General features: G+C 70.4%; 21 protein-coding genes and 5 tRNA genes. 6 read left to right on the forward strand and 20 right to left on the reverse strand.

Features of this window, described 5'->3' with window-relative positions; genetic code table 11:
- Positions 1–64 precede the first annotated feature (64 nt).
- Positions 65–250: a 50S ribosomal protein L28 gene (gene rpmB / locus AC0680_RS09675; protein ID WP_006602870.1), complete on the forward strand. Its 186-nt coding sequence runs from the start codon at positions 65–67 to the stop codon at positions 248–250.
- Between the two features lie 158 nt (positions 251–408).
- Here the strand turns inward: rpmB and thiD are convergent, their stop codons facing one another.
- Together thiD and AC0680_RS09685 are read right to left on the reverse strand one after the other, a co-directional pair.
- On the reverse strand, positions 409–1,239 hold the full coding sequence (gene thiD / locus AC0680_RS09680; RefSeq protein WP_478626364.1) for a bifunctional hydroxymethylpyrimidine kinase/phosphomethylpyrimidine kinase: 831 nt from the start codon (positions 1,237–1,239) through the stop codon (positions 409–411).
- Positions 1,240–1,288: 49 nt separating this feature from the next.
- A complete protein-coding gene (locus tag AC0680_RS09685; RefSeq protein ID WP_468974829.1) occupies positions 1,289–2,254 on the reverse strand; it encodes a thiamine-phosphate kinase in 966 nt (321 codons plus the stop codon).
- A gap of 158 nt (positions 2,255–2,412) precedes the next feature.
- Between AC0680_RS09685 and AC0680_RS09690 the strand changes: the two genes are divergently transcribed.
- Positions 2,413–2,646, forward strand: a complete 234-nt coding sequence (locus AC0680_RS09690) for an Lrp/AsnC ligand binding domain-containing protein (protein WP_384433720.1) — start codon at positions 2,413–2,415, stop codon at positions 2,644–2,646.
- A gap of 9 nt (positions 2,647–2,655) precedes the next feature.
- On the forward strand, positions 2,656–3,147 hold the full coding sequence (locus tag AC0680_RS09695) for a DUF3515 domain-containing protein (protein WP_478626366.1): 492 nt from the start codon (positions 2,656–2,658) through the stop codon (positions 3,145–3,147).
- Here the strand turns inward: AC0680_RS09695 and AC0680_RS09700 are convergent.
- The 3 genes from AC0680_RS09700 to AC0680_RS09710 form a co-directional block, all read right to left on the reverse strand.
- Positions 3,144–4,280 carry a D-alanine--D-alanine ligase family protein gene (locus AC0680_RS09700; RefSeq protein WP_478626368.1) on the reverse strand — a complete coding sequence of 379 codons (1,137 nt, stop codon included), beginning with the start codon at positions 4,278–4,280 and terminating at the stop codon, positions 3,144–3,146. The two genes, AC0680_RS09695 and AC0680_RS09700, sit on opposite strands and share 4 nt — an antisense overlap.
- 91 nt (positions 4,281–4,371) lie before the next feature.
- Positions 4,372–5,373 carry an NAD(P)H-dependent glycerol-3-phosphate dehydrogenase gene (locus AC0680_RS09705; protein WP_478626370.1) on the reverse strand — a complete coding sequence of 334 codons (1,002 nt, stop codon included), beginning with the start codon at positions 5,371–5,373 and terminating at the stop codon, positions 4,372–4,374.
- The gene (locus AC0680_RS09710; RefSeq protein WP_478626371.1) at positions 5,370–6,233 is read right to left on the reverse strand and encodes a lysophospholipid acyltransferase family protein; all 864 of its coding nucleotides are present in this window, start codon (positions 6,231–6,233) and stop codon (positions 5,370–5,372) included. The genes AC0680_RS09705 and AC0680_RS09710 overlap by 4 nt, the downstream gene beginning before the upstream one ends.
- Before the next feature lie 161 nt (positions 6,234–6,394).
- Here AC0680_RS09710 and cofC point away from each other — a divergent pair, with 161 nt between their 5' ends.
- Complete coding sequence (gene cofC, locus AC0680_RS09715; protein ID WP_478626372.1) at positions 6,395–7,045, forward strand: 2-phospho-L-lactate guanylyltransferase; 651 nt, start codon at positions 6,395–6,397, stop codon at positions 7,043–7,045.
- On the opposite strand, the gene AC0680_RS09720 is transcribed toward cofC, so the two are convergent.
- The 5 genes from AC0680_RS09720 to leuC all read right to left on the reverse strand — a co-directional run bounded on the left by AC0680_RS09720 (position 7,026) and on the right by leuC (position 10,515).
- Positions 7,026–7,229 (reverse strand): hypothetical protein, encoded by a 204-nt coding sequence (locus tag AC0680_RS09720; RefSeq protein ID WP_393493917.1) that lies wholly within the window; start codon positions 7,227–7,229, stop codon positions 7,026–7,028. The two genes, cofC and AC0680_RS09720, sit on opposite strands and share 20 nt — an antisense overlap.
- Before the next feature lie 88 nt (positions 7,230–7,317).
- On the reverse strand, positions 7,318–7,980 hold the full coding sequence (locus AC0680_RS09725) for an HU family DNA-binding protein (RefSeq protein WP_393493920.1): 663 nt from the start codon (positions 7,978–7,980) through the stop codon (positions 7,318–7,320).
- Positions 7,981–8,105: 125 nt separating this feature from the next.
- Positions 8,106–8,351 carry an SCO5555 family protein gene (locus AC0680_RS09730; protein WP_384433744.1) on the reverse strand — a complete coding sequence of 82 codons (246 nt, stop codon included), beginning with the start codon at positions 8,349–8,351 and terminating at the stop codon, positions 8,106–8,108.
- Positions 8,352–8,487: 136 nt separating this feature from the next.
- Positions 8,488–9,081, reverse strand: a complete 594-nt coding sequence (gene leuD / locus AC0680_RS09735; RefSeq protein WP_478626374.1) for a 3-isopropylmalate dehydratase small subunit — start codon at positions 9,079–9,081, stop codon at positions 8,488–8,490.
- Positions 9,082–9,084: 3 nt separating this feature from the next.
- Entirely contained in the window at positions 9,085–10,515 is a 1,431-nt protein-coding gene (gene leuC / locus AC0680_RS09740) for a 3-isopropylmalate dehydratase large subunit (protein WP_478626375.1), read from the reverse strand.
- 175 nt (positions 10,516–10,690) lie between these two features.
- On the opposite strand from leuC, the gene ndgR reads away from it, so the two are divergent.
- Positions 10,691–11,407: an IclR family transcriptional regulator NdgR gene (gene ndgR, locus AC0680_RS09745; protein WP_030414225.1), complete on the forward strand. Its 717-nt coding sequence runs from the start codon at positions 10,691–10,693 to the stop codon at positions 11,405–11,407.
- A 123-nt stretch (positions 11,408–11,530) separates the two neighbouring features.
- On the opposite strand, the gene AC0680_RS09750 is transcribed toward ndgR, so the two are convergent.
- On the reverse strand, positions 11,531–12,010 hold the full coding sequence (locus tag AC0680_RS09750; protein ID WP_478626378.1) for a DUF4188 domain-containing protein: 480 nt from the start codon (positions 12,008–12,010) through the stop codon (positions 11,531–11,533).
- Between the two features lie 90 nt (positions 12,011–12,100).
- On the opposite strand from AC0680_RS09750, the gene AC0680_RS09755 reads away from it, so the two are divergent.
- Entirely contained in the window at positions 12,101–12,748 is a 648-nt protein-coding gene (locus AC0680_RS09755; RefSeq protein WP_478626380.1) for a MerR family transcriptional regulator, read from the forward strand.
- Between the two features lie 44 nt (positions 12,749–12,792).
- Here AC0680_RS09755 and AC0680_RS09760 read toward each other — a convergent pair.
- The 9 genes from AC0680_RS09760 to AC0680_RS09800 all read right to left on the reverse strand — a co-directional run bounded on the left by AC0680_RS09760 (position 12,793) and on the right by AC0680_RS09800 (position 16,713).
- Positions 12,793–12,865 (reverse strand) — tRNA-Glu (locus tag AC0680_RS09760).
- 41 nt (positions 12,866–12,906) lie between these two features.
- A tRNA-Gln gene (locus AC0680_RS09765) sits at positions 12,907–12,978 on the reverse strand.
- Positions 12,979–12,994: 16 nt separating this feature from the next.
- Positions 12,995–13,067 (reverse strand) — tRNA-Glu (locus AC0680_RS09770).
- A 62-nt stretch (positions 13,068–13,129) separates the two neighbouring features.
- Positions 13,130–13,202: transfer RNA gene (locus tag AC0680_RS09775), tRNA-Glu, on the reverse strand.
- Between the two features lie 21 nt (positions 13,203–13,223).
- Positions 13,224–13,295 (reverse strand) — tRNA-Gln (locus AC0680_RS09780).
- Between the two features lie 88 nt (positions 13,296–13,383).
- Positions 13,384–14,109, reverse strand: a complete 726-nt coding sequence (locus AC0680_RS09785; RefSeq protein WP_478626382.1) for an HAD family hydrolase — start codon at positions 14,107–14,109, stop codon at positions 13,384–13,386.
- A gap of 82 nt (positions 14,110–14,191) precedes the next feature.
- Complete coding sequence (gene gltX / locus AC0680_RS09790) at positions 14,192–15,673, reverse strand: glutamate--tRNA ligase (protein ID WP_478626384.1); 1,482 nt, start codon at positions 15,671–15,673, stop codon at positions 14,192–14,194.
- Positions 15,666–16,439: a fumarylacetoacetate hydrolase family protein gene (locus AC0680_RS09795; protein ID WP_384433766.1), complete on the reverse strand. Its 774-nt coding sequence runs from the start codon at positions 16,437–16,439 to the stop codon at positions 15,666–15,668. The genes gltX and AC0680_RS09795 overlap by 8 nt, the downstream gene beginning before the upstream one ends.
- An 82-nt stretch (positions 16,440–16,521) precedes the next feature.
- Positions 16,522–16,713 (reverse strand): hypothetical protein, encoded by a 192-nt coding sequence (locus AC0680_RS09800; RefSeq protein ID WP_468974815.1) that lies wholly within the window; start codon positions 16,711–16,713, stop codon positions 16,522–16,524.
- Between the last annotated feature and the right edge of the window lie 69 nt (positions 16,714–16,782).

Here is a 16,782-nt window from a genome sequence, read left to right on the forward strand (position 1 = left end):
CGGGCAATGCACTCGGCTCGTCGGGATTTCACCGTAAGTGCATCTGAAGTCTTTGGAGTGACCCGTGGCTGCCAACTGCGACGTCTGCGGCAAGGGGCCGGGCTTCGGCAAGAGTGTCTCGCACTCGCATCGCCGCACCAACCGTCGTTGGAACCCCAACATCCAGACGGTGCGTGCAGTGATCGGGCGCACGCCGAAGAAGCTGAACGCCTGCACCTCGTGCATCAAGGCCGGCAAGGTCTCGCGCTGACGCCTTAGCCGTAGCGCAGCCCGACCGGTTGCTTGGGAAGCCGGTCCACCTCCGTGGTGGACCGGCTTCCGCCGTTCCCGGGGCCGAGCAGGGCAGGGCAGGCACAGGACTCGTCCCGCGAGCGCCGCTGACCGGCCGGAGCGTCGCCGGGGCCGCGCTCAGCGCGCGTCGCGCAGGTGCCAGCCGTGGTCCACGGGGCCGATGCCCGCGCCCAGCCGGAAGCCGGCCGCGATGGCGCCGGTGACGTACTCCTTGGCGGCCGCGGCGGCCTGCGGGACGGTGTCCCCCTGGGCCAGCCGTGCGGCGAGCGCGCTGGCCAGGGTGCAGCCGGTGCCGTGGGTGTGCCGGTTGTCGTGGCGGGGGGCGCGCAGCCAGTGCTCCTCGGTGCCGTCGGTGAGCAGATCGACGGCGGTGTCCCCGGCGCCGCCGGGCCCGCCGCCCGCCGCGGCCGGCAGATGGCCGCCCTTGATGAGCGCCCAGCGCGGCCCGAACTCCAGGACGGCGGCGGCCGCCCGCCGCATGTCGGCCTCCTCCTGGACGCGTACGCCGGTGAGCTGGGCGACCTCGTCCAGGTTGGGGGTGGCGACGGTGGCCGTGGGCAGCAGCTTGCCGCGCACCGCGTCCAGCGCGGAGGCGGCCAGCAGCGCATCGCCGTGTTTGGACACCCCGACGGGGTCGACGACCACCGGGACCGTGAGTTCGGCGAGCAGCTCCGCGACGGTTTCGACGAGTTCCGCGGAGGAGAGCATCCCGGTCTTGACCGCCTGGACGCCGATGTCGTCGACGACGCTGCGGAACTGGGCCCGGACGGCCTCGGCGGGCAGCTCCCACGCGCCCTGGACGCCCAGGGAGTTCTGGGCGGTGACGGCGGTCAGCACGCTCATGCCGTGGGTGCCGAGCGCCAGCATCGTCTTCAGGTCGGCCTGGATGCCCGCGCCGCCGCCGGAGTCGGACCCGGCGACGGTCAGGACGCGTGGAGGTGTGCGCATGCGGCCGAATCTACTAGGGCCTTCCCGGGCGATCAGGGCCGGAGAGGCCCTAGGCGTCCCCGTTGTCCCCGAAGTGGTCCCAGCCGGCCTTCGCCCAGGGGGCGCCGTCCACCGTCACCTGCGGCAGCGCGGAGGGGTTGAGGACCTCGCCGATGACCTTCCACCGGGCGGGCAGCTTCACGTCGGGCGGGAAGGTGGCCACGATGGCGTGGTCCTCACCGCCGTTGAGGACCCACTGCATCGGGTCCACGCCGACCGCCGTGCCGATGTCGGACATCTGCGAGGGGATGTCGATCGCGGCGGACCGCAGATCGATCCGGACCTTGCTGGCCTCGGCGATGTGCCCCAGGTCGGCGACGAGTCCGTCGCTGACGTCGGTCATGGCGGTGGCGCCGAGTCCGGCGGCCGCCGGGCCCGCGTGGTACGGGGGCTCGGGGCGGCGGTGCGCCTCCACGAAGGCCCGCGGTGAGCGGAAGCCGCGGGTCAGAACGGCGTGCCCGGCGGCGGACCAGCCCAGCCAGCCGGTCACCGCGACCACGTCGCCGGGCTGGGCGCCGGCCCGGGTGACCGGCTCCTGGTTGCGCAGGTCGCCGAGCGCGGTGATGGCGACGGTGATGGTGTCGCCGCGCACGACGTCGCCGCCGACGACCGCGGCACCGGCCACCTGGCACTCGTCCCGCAGGCCGTCCATCAGCTCGGTCGGCCAGGTCGCGGGGAGCTCGGCGGGGACGACCAGGCCGAGCAGGATCGCGGTGGGCACCGCGCCCATCGCCGCGATGTCGGCGAGGTTCTGCGCCGCGGCCTTGCGGCCGACGTCGTAGGCGGTGGACCAGTCACGCCTGAAGTGCCGGCCCTCCAGCAGGATGTCGGTGCTGGCGACCACCCTGCGGTCCGGCGCGGTGACCACCGCGGCGTCGTCGCCCGGCCCGATCCGTACCGCCGGAGTGGAGGTGAGCCGGGAGGTGAGCTCCCTGATCAGCCCGAACTCCCCAAGCTCCCCCACGGTGCCCTTCATGCTGTTGCCCTTCCCATGTGTACGGACGGTCCGTACGTGGCTGACGGCTGCGCCCCACTTCCCCTGTTCACCGCGCGGGTCTCCCCGCTCCGCGCGGTGACGCGGTACCGTGGCGTCCCTTCTTCCCACATGATCCTCGAAGCCGCCCTGGAGGTTCCGTGGTACAGGCCTACATCCTGATCCAGACCGAGGTCGGCAAGGCCTCGGCGGTAGCGGAGGTGATCTCGAAGATCTCCGGTGTACTGCAGGCCGAGGACGTGACCGGCCCCTACGACGTCATCGTGCGCGCCCAGGCCGACACTGTCGACGAGCTGGGACGGATGGTGGTCGCGAAGGTCCAGCAGGTGGAGGGCATCACCCGCACCCTTACCTGTCCGGTCGTTCATCTGTAGCTCCCCCGTATGCTCGGCCGGGTGATCTGTGCGCGTCGCCGGTACCTGGCCCTGTCGTTGCTCACCGTGCTGGTCGGCGCGGTGAGCTGCTCGTCTTCCGGGGACGTGGCCGCCCCCTCACCCACCGGTGAGGCGGCACGGCACTGCCGGGCGCTCCACCGGGAACTGCCCAAGACCGTGGACGGGCTCGCGCGAGGTGCCGCCGAGCCCGTTTCCGACTTCACTGCCATATGGGGCGATCCTGCCGTGAAACTGCGCTGCGGGGTGCCGAAGCCCGACGTCCTGACGTACGGGAGTGAACATTACAACCCCAAGGCCGACGCGGCGGAAGTCAACGGCGTCGAATGGCTCTTCGAGAAGCAGGAGGACGGGTACCGCTTCACGACCGTGCTGCGCAAGGCCTATGTCGAGGTGACCGTTCCCGGCGAGTACGCCCCCGAGGTCGATGTGCTCACCGACCTCGCGGGCGCCGTGCGCGAGACCGTGCCGAAGGGCGTCTAGCGCAGCCCCGTCGAGCGCTGGAGCGCGGCCTGGAGGAGCCGGTCGATCAGCTCCGGGTAGCTCACACCGCTCTCCTGCCACATCCGCGGATACATGGAGATGGGTGTGAATCCCGGGAGCGTGTTGATCTCGTTGATCACGAACTCGCCGTCCTCCTGCAGGAAGAAGTCCGCCCGCACCAGGCCCTCGCAGGAGGCCGCCTCGAAGGCCGCGACGGCCAGCTCCTGGACCTCGGCGGTCTGCTCGGCGGTCAGCGGCGCGGGCACGATCCCGGTGGCCGAGTCGATGTACTTGGCCTCGAAGTCGTAGAAGTCGTGCGCGGTCACCGGCGGGATCTCGGCCGGGACGCTGGCCCGCGGGCCGTCCTCGAACTCCAGCACCCCGCACTCGATCTCGCGGCCGCGCAGCAGCGACTCCACGAGGATCTTGGGGTCGTGCCGGCGGGCCTCCTCGATGGCCTCGTCCAGGCCGGCGAGGTCGTCGACCTTGCTGATGCCCATGGACGAGCCGGCCCGGGCGGGCTTCACGAAGAGCGGCCAGCCGTGTTCCGCGGCGAAGTCCACGATCTTCTTGCGGGCGGCGGCGGGATCCTTGTCCCACTCCCGCGGGCGGACGACCTCGTACGGGCCGACCGGCAGCCCGAAGGAGGTGAACACCCGCTTCATGTAGTCCTTGTCCTGGCCGACGGCGGAGGCGAGCACGCCCGAGCCGACGTAGGGCACGCCGGAGAGCTCCAGCAGGCCCTGCAGGGTGCCGTCCTCGCCGTAGGGGCCGTGCAGGACGGGGAAGACCACGTCGACCTCGCCGAGCGCCTTGGGCACCGAGCCCGGTTCGCTGTAGACGACCTCGCGGCTGGTCGGGTCGACGGGGAGCACGACGGAGCCGTCGGCGGACTCGGCGAGCGCGGCCACGCTGGGCAGCTGCCGGTCGCTGATGGCCATCCGGTCGGGGTCGTCGGCGGTCAGCGCCCAGCGGCCGTCGGTGGTGATGCCGATGGGCAGCACGTCGTACTTCTCGCGGTCGATGGCGCGCAGCACGGCTCCGGCGGTGAGTACGGAGATGGCGTGCTCGGAGCTGCGTCCGCCGAACACGACGGCGACGCGGGGCTTGTGGGAGGAGGTCTGGCTGCTCATATCGCGTTGAGGGTACCTGCTGGTAGGGCGTGCGTCAGTGTTGCGGCGCCGGGTAGTACCGCCGCAACCGGCAACGGCCCACCACGGGGTGCTAGTGCCGCTCGGACTTCGCGGTGCGCGACATCAGCTCCTTGAGGGCCACCATCGGCGGCTTGCCCTCGTGGACGATGTCCACGACCGTTTCGGTGAGCGGCATGTCGACGCCGTGCCGACGGGCCAGATCGAGCACGGACTCGCAGGACTTGACGCCCTCGGCGGTCTGCTTGGTGACCGCGATGGTCTCCTGAAGCGTCATCCCGCGGCCGAGGTTGGTGCCGAAGGTGTTGTTGCGCGACAGCGGCGAGGAGCAGGTGGCGACGAGGTCGCCCATGCCGGCCAGGCCCGCGAAGGTGTGCGCGTCGGCGCCCATGGCCAGGCCGAGCCGGGTGGTCTCGGCGAGCCCCCGGGTGATCAGGGAGGCCTTGGCGTTGTCGCCCAGGCCCATGCCGGTGGCGATGCCGACGGCGAGCGCGATGACGTTCTTGACCGCGCCGCCCAGCTCGCAGCCCACCACGTCGGTGTTGGTGTACGGGCGGAAGTACGAGGTGTGGCAGGCGCTCTGCAGGCGTCGGGCGACCGACTCGTCGGTGCAGGCGATGACCGCGGCGGCGGGCTGCCGGGCCGCGACCTCCTTGGCGAGGTTGGGGCCGGTCAGCACGGCGACGCGGTCCGCGGGTGCCTTGGCGACCTCCTCGATGACCTCGCTCATGCGCTTGGCCGTACCCAGTTCGACGCCCTTCATCAGGGAGACCAGGATCGTGTCGGAGGGCAGCAGGGGCGCCCATTCGGCGAGGTTGCCGCGCAGCGTCTGGGAGGGGACGGCCAGGACGGTGAACTCCGCGTCCCGTGCCGCCTGTGCGGGGTCGGTGGTGGCCCGTACGGACGCGGGGAGCTCGACCCCCGGCAGGTAGTCGGGGTTGGTGCGGCCGTTGTTGATGGCGTCGACGAGGCCGGCGCGGCGCCCCCACAGGGTCACCTCGCATCCCGCGTCGGCCAGCACCATCGCGAATGCGGTGCCCCAGGACCCCGTGCCGTAGACGGCGCAGCGCGTCACTTGCCTTCATCCTCCTGTGCCTGCTGGGTGCTTCGGACCTGCTGCGGGGCGGCGGCGCCCTCGGTGGCGGCGGCCGGTTCGGCGGCCCGCTCCGCCACCGCGGCGCGGCCTGCCTTGGCGGCCTCCCGGGCGGCGCGGCGCTCCTGGGCGATCGCCTTGCGCCAGTCGTACGGTTCGGCCGGGGCCTGCTCGCCGCGGAGCTCGGCGAGCTGCTCGGTGATCGCGGCCATGATGCGGTCGGTGACCGCGCGCAGCACCTCGGCGGTCGGCTCCTGGTCGTAGTACGCGCTCAGGTCGACCGGCGGTCCCGCCTTGACCCGCAGGGTCTTGCGCGGGAGCAGCTGGAGCTTGTTCTCCTTGGCGTACGGCGGCATCGCGTCGTTGGCGCCCCACTGCGCGACGGGGATGACCGGCGCCTTCGTCAGCAGGGCCACCCGCGCCGCACCGGTCTTGCCCTGCATGGGCCACAGCTCCGGGTCGCGGGTGAGGGTGCCCTCGGGGTAGAAGGCGACGCATTCGCCCTTGTGGATGGCGGTGACGGCGGCGCGGAACGCGGTGGCGGCGTCGGTGGTTTCCCGGTAGACGGGGATCTGGCCGGTGCCGCGCATCATCAGACCGACAAAGCCGCTCTTGAAGAGTCCGGCCTTGGCGAGGAATCGGGGGACCCGCCCGGTGTTGTACTGATAGTGCGCATACGAGAGCGGGTCGAGATACGAGTTGTGGTTGACCGCGGTGATAAATCCGCCGTCGGCCGGAATGTGCTCCATTCCTCGCCAGTCCCGCTTGAACAGAACCAAGAGCGGCGGTTTGCAGATGACCGCGGCCAAGCGGTACCAGAAGCCGATTCTGCGGCGGGACACTGGGACACCCTCCTTGTGGGACCTGTGATGCTGCTGCGGGCCGGCAGCCGCACAAGTGTCGCCCCAGGTACCCGCTATGTCGAGGACACCGTAACCCCGGCGCTCCCGGAGAGCGGCGGCGGCGGGTGAGAATGGCGCCGATGCGAAGAGACGGAGCGGATGTGGGCTGGAGCCTGGTCGTGCCGCTGAAGCCGCTGGTGCGGGCCAAGAGCAGGCTCTCGGGGGCGGCCGGTGAGGAGTTTCGGCCCCGCTTGGCCCTCGCCTTCGCCCTGGACACCGTGACAGCGGCGCTGGCCTGCGAAGACGTGCGGGATGTGGTGGTTGTCACGGATGATCCGCTCGCCGGGGAGCGTCTGGCGGCCCTGGGGGCGCGGATCGTGCCCGACACACCGGCGCGGGGGCTCAACGCGGCACTGGCCCATGGGGCGAGCGCGGTGCGGGCGCACCGTCCGGGCGCGCCGGTCGCCGCGTTGAACGCCGACCTTCCGGCACTGCGCCCGACCGAACTGGAACTGGTGCTCCATTCCGCTTCGCTATTTCCCCGTGCATTTCTCGCGGATGCGGCAGATATCGGGACAACACTTCTGACCGCGACTTCCGGAGTGGAATTGGCACCGGCATTCGGCGGTGCCTCGCGGGCCCGTCACCTGGCGTCCGGAGCGCGGGAGATCACCACGCCGGACGTGGTGTCGGTGCGCCGGGACGTGGACACCGGCGAGGACCTGCTGGCCGCGCTGGCACTGGGCGTGGGCCCCCACACGGCCCGCCATGCGCCGCGTCTGCCGCCGCCGGTCAGAGCGTCTGGAGCGTGATCAGGTCGATGTGCCGGGCGTCGCCCTGCCCGGTGACCTCGATGCGGACCCGCTGACCGGGCCGCAGCAGCAGCAGACCGCCGGCGTCGAAGGCCGCCGCGTCGAAGGGCAGCGGGGTCCCGTCGTCCAGCAGGACGCTGCCAGAGCGGGTGTCGGAGTCGTACGTGTACGCGGTGGCCTGCATGACACAGAGCCTAGACGGCGCCCGAACGCGCCGCGGGCCGGGCTCCCCGGAGGGAGACCGGCCCGACGCATGGCGTCGCCGCTGCTGATTACCGCTTGCGGGCGGTGGTCTTCTTCGCGGTGGTCTTGCGGGCGGTGGCCTTCTTGGCGGGGGCCTTCTTCGCCGTCGCCTTCTTGGCGGGGGCGGTCTTCTTCGCCGTCGCCTTCTTGGCCGTGGTGGCCTTCTTGGCCGTGGTGGCCTTCTTGGCGGTGGTCGCCTTCTTGGCGGTGGTCTTCTTCGCCGTCGTCTTCTTGGCGGTGACCTTCTTCGCCGTGGTGGTCTTCTTCGCCGCCGCCTTCTTGGCGGTGGTGGCCTTCTTCGCGGCGGCCTTCTTGGCGGTGGCCTTCTTCGCGGCGGCCTTCTTGATGGCCGCGCCGCCGGTCAGGCTGCCCTTGGGGGCCTTCTTGACGGCGACCTCGCCGCCCTTGGGGAGCTTCTTCGAGCCGCTCACCAGGTCCTTGAAGCCCTGACCGGCGCGGAAACGCGGCACCGAGGTCTTCTTGACCCGCACGCGCTCACCCGTCTGCGGGTTACGGGCGTAACGGGCCGGACGGTCGACCTTCTCGAACGAGCCGAATCCGGTGACCGAAACACGGTCGCCGGTGACAACTGCGCGGACGATTGCGTCCAGTACCGCGTCGACCGCGTCCGCGGCGTTCTGGCGGCCGCCGAGCTTGTCGGCAATGGCTTCTACGAGCTGCGCCTTGTTCACGTCTTCCCCTTCGGAGACATTGCTGGAACGAAAGTTTCCAAGCTTTTTCGCACGTTAGGCAGATATATACCGCAAATCAAACACGAAACGGGCTAATCACCCTTGTGCCGCAACGAACTCGACCTTCACGGACTTCCGTCGGCGTGCACATCTTCGGGATAACGACCTTCGTCGAGGTCTTCCATGAACCACTCCAGACGCCTTGCCGCGTCCGCAAGATCGTGTTTAGCCGCGGCCGTGATGACGAGCAGCTTCCGGTTCAGCGCCATCCGTACGCCCTCCGGGACTTGCAGTGTCCGCACTCTTGCGTGTGCGTCCTTGAGACGGTCGGCGACGAGACCGTAGAGCTTGAGTTGGTCGTCGCGTTCCATGCGCTAATTGTGCCATCTGCGGCGAGTTGTCGCTTCACGGGGCCTCAACAGCGGCCTGGACACGCAGATGCGCCCCCTGCCAACTGCACAGGGGGCGCATCGTACGCAATATGGCTTTGAGCCATAAAACCCGAGGTCAGACCTCCATCGTACGCGGCTTGAACGACGGCCGGTTCGCCTCGTACGCCACGATGGACGGCTCCTCCCGAAGGGTGAGGCTGATGTCGTCCAGCCCCTCCAGCAGACGCCAACGCGCGTTCTCATCCAGCTCGAAGTCGGCGGTGACGCCCTGCGCACGGACCTGGCGGTCGACCAGGTCGACGGTCACCTCGGCGGTCGGGTCGGCCTCGACCAGCTGCTGCAGCCGGTCCACGGTCTCCTGCGGCAGGACCACCGTCAGCAGGCCGTTCTTGAGGGAGTTGCCGCGGAAGATGTCCGCGAACCGCGAGGAGATGACGGCCTTGAAGCCGTAGTTCTGCAGCGCCCAGACGGCGTGCTCGCGCGAGGAGCCGGTGCCGAAGTCGGGTCCGGCGACCAGCACCGTGGCGCCCTTGTGCGCCTCCTGGTTGAGGACGAACTCCGGGTCCTTGCGCCAGGCCTCGAACAGCCCGTCCTCGAAGCCGTCGCGGGTGACCTTCTTCAGCCAGTGGGCCGGGATGATCTGGTCGGTGTCGACGTTGCTGCGGCGCAGCGGGACGGCCCGGCCGGTGTGGGTGGTGAAAGCTTCCATGGTTCAGACTCCCGCGGGCGTGGCGACGGCGACGTCGGACAGGTCGGCCGGTGAGGCCAGATGGCCGAGAACCGCCGTCGCGGCGGCGACCTGCGGAGAGACCAGGTGGGTACGGCCGCCCTTGCCCTGACGGCCCTCGAAGTTGCGGTTGGAGGTGGATGCGGAGCGCTCACCGGGCGCCAGCTGGTCGGGGTTCATGCCCAGGCACATCGAGCAACCCGCGTGCCGCCATTCGGCGCCCGCCTCGGTGAACACCTTGTCCAGGCCCTCGGCGACGGCCTCCAGGGAGACCCGGACCGAGCCGGGAACGATCAGCATCCGTACGCCGTCGGCGACCTTGCGGCCCTGAAGGATCGCGGCCGCGGAGCGCAGGTCCTCGATGCGGCCGTTGGTGCACGAACCTACGAAGACGGTGTCCACGGCGATCTCGCGCAGCGGCTGACCCGCCGTCAACCCCATGTACTCCAGGGCCTTTTCGGCGGCCAGTCGCTCCGAGGCGTCCTCGTACGAAGCCGGGTCGGGGACGCTCGCCGAAAGCGGCGCGCCCTGGCCGGGGTTGGTGCCCCAGGTGACGAACGGCGACAGCGAAGCGGCGTCGATGCGCACCTCGGCGTCGAAGACCGCGTCGTCGTCGGTGCGCAGCGTCTTCCAGTACGCGACCGCGGCGTCCCAGTCCTCGCCGCGGGGGGCGTGGTCACGGCCCTGCAGGTAGTCGAAGGTGGTCCGGTCGGGGGCGATCATGCCGGCCCGGGCACCCGCCTCGATCGACATGTTGCAGATGGTCATCCGGGCTTCCATCGACAGCTTCTCGATGGCCGAGCCGCGGTATTCCAGGACATACCCCTGGCCGCCGCCGGTGCCGATCTTGGCGATGATCGCCAGGATCAGGTCCTTGGCGGTGACGCCCTCGGGCAGCTCGCCGTCGACGGTGATCGCCATGGTCTTGAAGGGGGCCAGCGGCAGCGTCTGGGTGGCCAGGACGTGCTCGACCTGGCTGGTGCCGATGCCGAACGCCAGGGCGCCGAAGGCTCCGTGGGTGGAGGTGTGGCTGTCACCGCAGACCACCGTGGTGCCGGGCTGGGTCAGGCCCAACTGCGGTCCCACGACGTGGACGACGCCCTGCTCGACATCGCCCAGCGGGTGCAGCCGGACGCCGAACTCCGCGCAGTTCTTGCGCAGCGTCTCCAGCTGCGTGCGCGAGACCGGGTCGGCGATCGGCTTGTCGATGTCGAGGGTCGGGGTGTTGTGATCCTCGGTGGCGATGGTCAGGTCCGTCCGGCGCACCTGGCGGCCGGCCTTGCGGAGGCCGTCGAACGCCTGCGGGCTGGTGACCTCGTGCAGCAGGTGCAGATCAATGAAGAGGAGGTCGGGCTCGCCTTCCGCGCGCCGGACGACATGGTCGTCCCAGACCTTCTCCGCGAGTGTCCGTCCCATCGCTTTCCCTCCGGCCGGCCGCTTTGCCGGCCTTGCTCGTCCATGCGCGGGTGCCCGCAGAAGTCCCCCTGCCGGGCCTTACGCCGGGCCCTGGTCGAGGGCCACACCTACAGACTGACGACTTCCCTGGAAAATTGAACTTGCGTTTCACAGTGTGAGACGCGAGTATCGTTGCATGGACAACTCTAGCGGCGTCGGCGTTCTCGACAAGGCAGCTCTGGTTTTGAGCGCCCTGGAGTCCGGTCCGGCCACCCTCGCCGGGCTGGTCGCGGCGACAGGGCTTGCACGACCCACGGCCCACAGGCTGGCCGTGGCTCTGGAACACCACCGGATGGTGGCGAGGGACATGCAGGGCCGGTTCATCCTGGGCCCGCGGCTCTCCGAGCTGGCCGCGGCGGCCGGCGAGGACCGCCTGCTGGCCACGGCCGGACCGGTGCTCACCCACCTGCGCGATGTGACGGGCGAAAGCGCCCAGCTCTATCGGCGGCAGGGCGATATGCGGATCTGCGTGGCGGCGGCGGAACGGCTGTCCGGACTGCGGGACACCGTCCCGGTCGGCTCCACGCTCCCGATGAAGGCGGGCTCGGCCGCCCAGATCCTGATGGCCTGGGAGGAGCCGGAGCGGCTGCACCGCGGCCTGCAGGGCGCGCGCTTCACGGCCACCGCCCTGTCCGGCGTACGGCGCCGCGGCTGGGCCCAGTCGATCGGTGAGCGCGAGCCGGGCGTGGCCTCCGTCTCCGCCCCCGTGCGCGGCCCCTCCAACCGCGTGGTGGCCGCCGTCTCGGTCTCCGGACCGATCGAGCGGCTGACCCGCCACCCGGGCCGGATGCACGCCCAGGCGGTCATCGACGCGGCGGCCCGCCTCTCCGAGGGCCTGCGCCGCAACGGCTGACCTCCCCGCGACGGGGCGGGCGGGGCAGAAGCCGTCGCCGGTCGCGGTCACCACGCCGAAGAGGGGCGGCCCTGTGCGGATGATCCGCACAGGGCCGCCCCTTTTCGACGCCGCCGCCACGGCTCAGCTCCCCAGCCGCTCCGCCGCCCGCTCCCCGCGGCGGCCCACCGGCACCACGCCGCGGGCCTGCCCCAGCCCATGCGGCGGCATGTCGGCGTAGATGGTCTCGTAGGAGCCCGCCGGCACGACGTAGGTCTCGTGCCAGATGCCGACCTCACCCCGGCCCGCCCGCGCTCGCCGGTTGAAGGCGGCCCAGGCCGGCCGGTGCTCACCGCTCTGGTCGCTCGCGTACGCCAGCAGCTTCTCCTTCGACTCCCAGTACTGCAGGACCGAGAAGTTCCGCAGCCCCGGCAGGACGCGGAAGCCGAGCAGCCCCCGCGCCGGATCCTTCGCCAGCTCCTTGATCATGCGCGGCATCGCCCGGAACACCGGCAGCCAACTGCGCACCGCCCGCCAGTTGTTGATCCGCATCCCGATGAGGAAGACCACCACCTCCTCGGTGCCGTCCGCCGTCATCCGCCCCTGCACCGGCTGACCACCCATGACAACCCCCTTCGCCACGTCGCTCGACGTTGGATAGCGTCGCTATCCATGATTGGATAGTGCCACTCTCTAACGAAGGGCGCAAGGGTCATGCGACTGGCAGAGCTCAGCGAGCGCAGCGGGGTGTCCACCGCCACGATCAAGTACTACCTGCGCGAGGGGCTGCTGCCTCCCGGCCGCCGGATCACCGCCACCCAGTCCGAGTACGACGAGGAGCATCTGCGGCGGCTGCGGCTCGTCCGGGCCCTGATCCAGATCGGCCGGGTGCCGGTCAGCACCGCCCGCGAGGTGGTGTCCGCCGTCGAGGACGACTCCCGCGACCAGCTCTCCCGCCTGGGTACGGCCGTCGAGGCGCTCCCGCACGGCCCGGAGCCCGACGAGCGCGATCCCGCGACGGAACTCGCCCGGCGCACCGCCACCGAACTGCTGGAACGCGTCGGCTGGCGCTTCGGACTGGCCATCGCCGGCCACGCCCGGGCCTTCCGGACGCTGGTCTCCGCCATCGCCGCGCTGCACCGCCTCGGCTACCCGTGCGACATCGCGGATCTGCTGCCCTACGCCCGCTCGGCGGCCGGGCTCGCGGTGAGCGACCTGGACCTGGTCGAGAGGTACCGGACCCCGGCGGAGCAGGTGGAGGCGGCGGTGGCGCTGACCGTGCTCTACGAGCCGGTACTGCTCAGCCTGCGCCGGCTGGCGGAGGCCGAGGAGTCCAATAAGCGCTTCGGCGACGGCCCTTGACGCGGAAAGGCCCCCCGCATGACGCGGAGGGCCTTCCTCTTCTGTACCCCCGACCGGATTCGAACCGGCGCTACCGCCTTGAGAGGGCGGCGTGCTAGGCCGCTACACAACGGGGGCAAGTTTTCCTGCAGTTGAGCCTGTCCCGAGGACACGCTGCGCTGGGCTACCAGGACTCGAACCTAGACTAAATGAACCAGAATCACTCGTGCTGCCAATTACACCATAGCCCATGGTGGTTTAGACCAGTACCCCCGACCGGATTCGAACCGGCGCTACCGCCTTGAGAGGGCGGCGTGCTAGGCCGCTACACAACGGGGGCCCTAGCGATCCTGCATGAGTGACAGCGGGTGCGACCCGGACTGTCTCCCTGGGAAGGATCTGTACCCCCGACCGGATTCGAACCGGCGCTACTGCCTTGAGAGGGCAGCGTGCTAGGCCGCTACACAACGGGGGCTTTGCAGATGAGCTCTGCGAGCTGGCCTACCAGGACTCGAACCTAGACTAACTGAACCAGAATCAGTCGTGCTGCCAATTACACCATAGGCCATCAAAGCGCAACCCCCCTTGGGGGGCCTGATTTGATCTGCGCCTCCCGGCCGGGCCTTTCGGCCCTCTCGGGCGGCGCAGGAAGAACATTACCTGATCGTGGACGGGGCTCCAAAACCGATAACTCCGCGCAACAGCTCGGGGAGCTCCGCCAGGCTCGCGATGCGCCGGATGCCGGGTGGCAGCTCCTCGCCGGTGTCCGTACGGTCCAGCCATACGGCGGTCAGCCCGGCGTCCCGGGCGCCGAGCGCGTCGATGTCGAGCCGGTAGCCGACGTAGACGACCTCCTCGGGTGCCAGGCCGAGCGCCTCGCAGGCGCCCGTGAAGGCCTCGGGGGCGGGCTTGGCGTGCCCCAGCACGTCGGCGCACAGCACGGCCTCGAAGCGGGCACGGATGCCCAGGGCCGCCAGTTTGCGCTCCTGGCTGGCGGAGGAGGAATTCGACAGCACCGCCTGGCGGACCAGCGGTGCCAGCGCCTCCAGGGCGGGCGCGGAGTCCGGGAAGAGCACCCAGGACGCTTCGTAGTGGGCGACGTACCGGGCGAACCAGGCGTCCGCCTCGTCGTCGGTCAGCTCGATGCCCAAAAACGTCCGGGCGCGCCCTCGGCGGTGGTCGAGGAACCCCACCTCACCCGCGAGGAAGCGGGCGAACTCGGTCTCCATGGCGGCGCGCCAGCGCGCCAGTGCCGCCTCCTCGCCGCCGTACGCGGCCAGCAGCCCCTCCGCGCGGAGGTGGCGCAGCGCACCGGCGCGGTCCGACCCCGTGTAGTCGAAGAGCGTGTCGTCGATGTCCCACAGGACGGCGCGAATGGGCATACCGGCAATCTAGCGGAGCGGTCCGGGAACGCCTCGGGCCCGGAAGCCGTGCGGCGTCCGGGCCCGAGGGGTGTCTGCGAGGTCAGCCGGCCAGCTTGGCCAGGGCCGCGTCGATGCGCTGGAGGGTGCGCTCCTTGCCGAGGACCTCCAGGGACTCGAAGAGGGGCAGGCCGACCGTGCGGCCGGTGACGGCCACCCGGACGGGGGCCTGGGCCTTGCCGAGCTTGAGTCCGTGCTCCTCGCCGGCGGCCAGTACGGCCTCCTTGAGGGGCTCGGGACCGGCGGCCCAGTCTGCGGCGTCGAGCTTGGCGCGGGCGGTGGTCAGCAGGGCGACCGGGTCGCCCTTCATCGCCTTCGTCCAGGACGCCTCGTCCTCGACCGGCTCCTTGCGGAAGAGGAAGTCGACGTTGGCGGTGATGTCGGAGAGCACCGTCAGGCGGGTCTGGGCGTGCGGGGCGATGGACTGCCAGGCGGCCTCGTCGAAGTCCTCCGGGGCCCAGTTGGCGAACGGGGCCCTCAGCCAGGGCTCACAGGCCTTGATGAAGTCCTTGACGTCCAGCTGCCGGATGTGGTCGGCGTTGATCGCCTCGGCCTTCTTCAGGTCGAAGCGGGCCGGGTTGGCGTTGACGTCCGCGATGTCGAACTTCTCGATCAGCTCCGGCACCGAGAAGATGTCCTGGTCGGCGGAGAAGGACCAGCCGAGCAGCGCAAGGTAGTTCAGCAGGCCCTCGGGCAGGAAGCCGCGGTCGCGGTAGAGGTTGAGGGAGGCCTGCGGGTCGCGCTTGGAGAGCTTCTTGTTGCCCTCGCCCATGACGTAGGGCAGGTGGCCGAAGGACGGGATCTCCTTCGCCACGCCCAGTTCGATCAGGGCCCGGTAGAGGGCGATCTGGCGGGGGGTGGAGGAGAGCAGGTCCTCGCCGCGCAGGACGTGGGTGATCCCCATCAGGGCGTCGTCGAGGGGGTTGACCAGGGTGTACAGCGGGGCGCCGTTGGCGCGCACGATGCCGTAGTCCGGGACGTTCTCCGGGGTGAAGGTCAGCTCGCCGCGCACCAGGTCGGTGAAGGTGATCGGCTCGTCGGGCATCCGGAAGCGGATGATCGAGGTGCGGCCCTCGGCCTCGTAGGCGGCCTTCTGCTCGGCGCTCACCTCGCGGCACGTGCCGTCGTAGCCGGAGGGCCGGCCGGCCTTGCGGGCGGCGTCGCGGCGCTCGTCGAGCTCCTCGGTGGTGCAGTAGCAGTGGTAGGCGTGGCCGGCGGCCAGGAGCCGGTCGACGATGTCCCGGTAGATGTCCATCCGCTGGGACTGGCGGTACGGCGCGTGCGGGCCGCCGACCTCGGGGCCCTCGTCCCAGTCGAAGCCGAGCCAGTGGAAGGAGTCCAGCAGCTGGTTGTAGGACTCCTCGGAGTCGCGGGACGCGTCGGTGTCCTCGATCCGGAAGACCAGGGTGCCCTTGTTGTGCCGTGCGTAGGCCCAGTTGAACAGGGCCGTACGGATCAGGCCGACATGGGGGTTGCCGGTCGGGGAGGGACTGAAACGGACGCGGACGGGGGTCGCGTTAGCCACGCTTGATCACCTTGTTGGTGAGAGTGCCGATGCCTTCGATGGTGACGGCGACCTCGTCGCCGACGTTGAGGGGGCCGACCCCGGCCGGGGTGCCCGTGAGGATGACGTCGCCGGGAAGCAGGGTCATCGCCTCGGTGATGTGGACGATGAGGTCCTCGATCGGGCGGACCATGTCGCTGGTGCGGCCGAGCTGGCGCTGTTCGCCGTTGACCGTGCACTGGACCGCGAGGCCCGCGGCGACGTCCTCGGGGGTGAGCCCGGTCTCGACCCAGGGGCCGAGCGGGCAGGAGCTGTCGAAGCCCTTGGCCCGGGCCCACTGCTTCTCGCGCCGCTGGACGTCGCGCGCGGTGACGTCGTTGGCGCAGGTGTAGCCGAGGATCACGTCCTTGGCGCGCTCGCGGGGCACCTCGCGGCACATCCGGCCGATGACGACGGCGAGCTCCGCTTCGTGGTGCACCTCCTCGGAGAAGGAGGGGTACGCGATGGGGTCGCCGGGGCCGATCACCGAGGTGGACGGCTTGAAGAAGGTGACCGGCACGTCCGGGACGTCGTTGCCCAGCTCGGCGGCGTGTTCGGCGTAGTTGCGGCCGATGGCCACGACCTTGTTGGGCAGGACGGGCGGCAGCAGCCGGACCTTCTCGAGGGGGACCTTCTGCCCCGAGCGCTCGAATTCCGCGAAGGGGTGCCCCTTGATGACGTCGAGTTCGTCGCCCTCGACGACGCCGAAGCCGACGTTGCCGTCGATGGAGAATCTGGCGATGCGCACGGGTTGCCGCTGCCCCTCATTGATCACTGGCCGGAGATGACACTCCAGGCTATCGCGGGGCCGCGGCGCGTCCGCTGCGCGATTACGCCGGGGCGCCCTGCTCGGGGGCGACCATCAGGACCGTGCGGCGGGGGTTGGCGGTCTGCTGGGGCAGCTCGACGGTGTGCTCCGGGACCTCGGGGGCGGTGGCGCCGAGCTCGTCGGCGTCCGTGAGGTGGGCCAGGGTGGTGCGCCGCGGATTGGCTATGTTGCGGAACATCATCGTCGTCTTCACTGCTGCACGCCTCGCGAGTGTCAAAGGGTCGGAAAGGGGTTGCGGAAAGCCGTCTTGTCGTTTCCGGCA

The sequence above is a fragment of the Streptomyces sp. NPDC043738 genome, assembly GCF_056436545.1.

Bases quoted from the DNA above. Each gene is read 5' to 3' on its own strand.
- AC0680_RS09750 (WP_478626378.1), bottom strand. From the start codon at position 12,010: ATGGGTGGTCAGCCGGTGCAGGGGCGGATGACGGCGGACGGCACCGAG.
- AC0680_RS09695 (WP_478626366.1), top strand. From the start codon at position 2,656: ATGCTCGGCCGGGTGATCTGTGCGCGTCGCCGGTACCTGGCCCTGTCG.
- AC0680_RS09700 (WP_478626368.1), bottom strand. From the start codon at position 4,280: ATGAGCAGCCAGACCTCCTCCCACAAGCCCCGCGTCGCCGTCGTGTTC.
- thiD (WP_478626364.1), bottom strand. From the start codon at position 1,239: ATGCGCACACCTCCACGCGTCCTGACCGTCGCCGGGTCCGACTCCGGC.
- leuD (WP_478626374.1), bottom strand. From the start codon at position 9,081: ATGGAAGCTTTCACCACCCACACCGGCCGGGCCGTCCCGCTGCGCCGC.
- AC0680_RS09785 (WP_478626382.1), bottom strand. From the start codon at position 14,109: ATGCCCATTCGCGCCGTCCTGTGGGACATCGACGACACGCTCTTCGAC.
- leuC (WP_478626375.1), bottom strand. From the start codon at position 10,515: ATGGGACGGACACTCGCGGAGAAGGTCTGGGACGACCATGTCGTCCGG.
- ndgR (WP_030414225.1), top strand. From the start codon at position 10,691: ATGGACAACTCTAGCGGCGTCGGCGTTCTCGACAAGGCAGCTCTGGTT.
- AC0680_RS09685 (WP_468974829.1), bottom strand. From the start codon at position 2,254: ATGAAGGGCACCGTGGGGGAGCTTGGGGAGTTCGGGCTGATCAGGGAG.
- AC0680_RS09730 (WP_384433744.1), bottom strand. From the start codon at position 8,351: ATGGAACGCGACGACCAACTCAAGCTCTACGGTCTCGTCGCCGACCGT.
- AC0680_RS09755 (WP_478626380.1), top strand. From the start codon at position 12,101: ATGCGACTGGCAGAGCTCAGCGAGCGCAGCGGGGTGTCCACCGCCACG.
- AC0680_RS09720 (WP_393493917.1), bottom strand. From the start codon at position 7,229: ATGCAGGCCACCGCGTACACGTACGACTCCGACACCCGCTCTGGCAGC.